This window comes from Lysinibacillus sphaericus, assembly GCF_006864135.1.
Lineage (GTDB): Bacteria > Bacillota > Bacilli > Bacillales_A > Planococcaceae > Lysinibacillus.
The window spans coordinates 1-2,084 of the sequence record NZ_SADV01000051.1 but is presented as its reverse complement, the minus strand read 5'-3'; the positions used below and the strand labels follow the sequence as shown (position 1 = coordinate 2,084).

1 protein-coding gene is annotated in these 2,084 nt (G+C 37.1%); it reads left to right on the top strand.

Translation table 11 applies throughout. The features are described 5' to 3' along the window. Positions 1 to 1,871, top strand: a 1,871-nt coding sequence (locus tag C7Y47_RS24505) for a peptidoglycan D,D-transpeptidase FtsI family protein (RefSeq protein ID WP_142511123.1), incomplete at its 5' end; no start/stop codon positions are given. Positions 1,872 to 2,084: the final 213 nt, after the last annotated feature.

The following is a 2,084-nucleotide window of genomic DNA, read 5'->3' as shown; positions in this document are numbered from 1 at the left end:
AGCTGGCACAATTGATTGAGCAGCCAACGAAACGTGTTACATTACGTGACAAACAAGATTTTTGGATGATAAAAAATAAAAAAGCTGCCTATGCAAAAGTAACAGATAAAGAAAAAAAGAAAATTAGGGCACAAGAAAATGTAACGGAAAGTCAAATCAATGCACAAATAGATAAACTTGTTCGTGAACGAATCACAAACGAAGAATTATTGCAATTGACAGACAAGGACATGGAAGTATTAGCAATCTACCGAGAGATGGTATCAGGCTACAATTTATCACCGCAAATTATTAAGAGTGAAAATGTGTCTGCCGATGAATTTGCACTTGTCTCTGAGCGTTTAACTGAACTACCAGGCGTTAACACAACAACGGACTGGAAGCGTTTGAAATTATCATCACTTGCTATTTTAGGACGTACAACAGTACCAGCAAAAGGAATTCCGAAAGAAAAGCTGAATTATTATTTAGCTCGTGATTATTCACGAAATGACCGTGTTGGTGAAAGTTATATTGAAGCGCAGTATGAAGATTTACTGCAAGGACAAAAATCAGTCGTTAAAAATATTACGAATAGAAAAGGGCAGGTAGTCGATACCGTTACGACTTATGAAGGCGAGCCTGGTAAAGATTTAAAACTTACACTTGATAGTGAGTTACAATTAGAAACGGAAAAAATTGTCAAGCGCGAATTGCTTAACTTAAAATCAAGAGGGGGTTCATATTTACTTGATCGTGCCTTTTTAGTCATGATGGACCCAAATACAGGTGATATTTTAGCAAATGTTGGTATGAAGATTGAGAAAAATCCTGAAACAGGGAAAAATGAAGTCGTCGATTATTCGTATGGAACCTTTACAACAGCTTATGAGGCAGGCTCTGCAGTTAAGGCAGCAACACTACTTACTGGTTATAATCAAGGAGTTGTTTCAATGGGTGCCTATATGGGAGATGAACCTATTGAATTAGCTGGGACACCTACAAAAAAGTCAATTTTTAACCAAAGTGGTTATATTACGATGAATGATTTAACAGCTCTAGAACGTTCGTCAAATGTTTATATGTTTAAAATTGCTATGCTTATGAATGGAACACCGTATAGCTATAAGATGCCACTTCGCTTAAAAGACGATACATTCTCGAAAATGCGTAATAATTTTGCGCAATTTGGCTTAGGTGTAAAAACAGGTATTGACTTGCCGAATGAATTTAGTGGTTTACAGGGGCCATCTGGTCCAACGATGGGTGGTAAAACACTCGACTTGGCAATTGGACAGTATGATACGTATACACCTTTACAATTGGTACAATATATCTCGACAATCGCAAATGGCGGTTATCGTATTCAGCCACATATTGTGAAAGAGGTACGTGAGCCATCAAATGATGGGCAACAGTTAGGTCAATTAGTGACTGAAATAGGACCAACAATTTTAAATCGTATCGATAATCCTGTAGAAGAAATTGATTATGTGAAAAAAGGGTTACGCCTAGTTTATACAGGTTCGCAAGGTACTGCGCGAGCTCAATTTGCAAATACTCCATATACTGCGGCAGGGAAAACAGGAACAGCTGAGGTAGTGTATTTCGGACCGTTAAAAGAGTATTATGGTACGGATACACTTACTTTTACACATGTTGGTTTTGCGCCTTATGAAAATCCTGAAATTGCCTATGCTGTCGTCATTCCATGGGCGACAACAGGGCGTGAGCATTTGCCGAATAATAATATTATCGCTCGCGATGCTTTAGACAAATATTTTGAGTTAAAAGCAAAATATAAAGCTGAAAAAGTGACTGATAGTAATGTAAAACAACCAATTTTACCAGCTATTTCAAAAGACAAAATTGGTGAAGATGAGCAAAAATAAGAGAAATCGCTAGTGCATTTACATGCCTAGCGGTTTTTTTGTATCTTTTGAAAACCCCTTGCTATGCGAGGGGTTCCAAATGGATAATAAAAGTTTAGTAAACGTGTGTCAGATTAACAAAACTGTCGATTGGTAAGAGGGCACTGAAAAACTTACGTTTTCATAAAAGCGAACCTTTCTCAGATAAAAATAAGGCACTTCTTGTTCGATTTT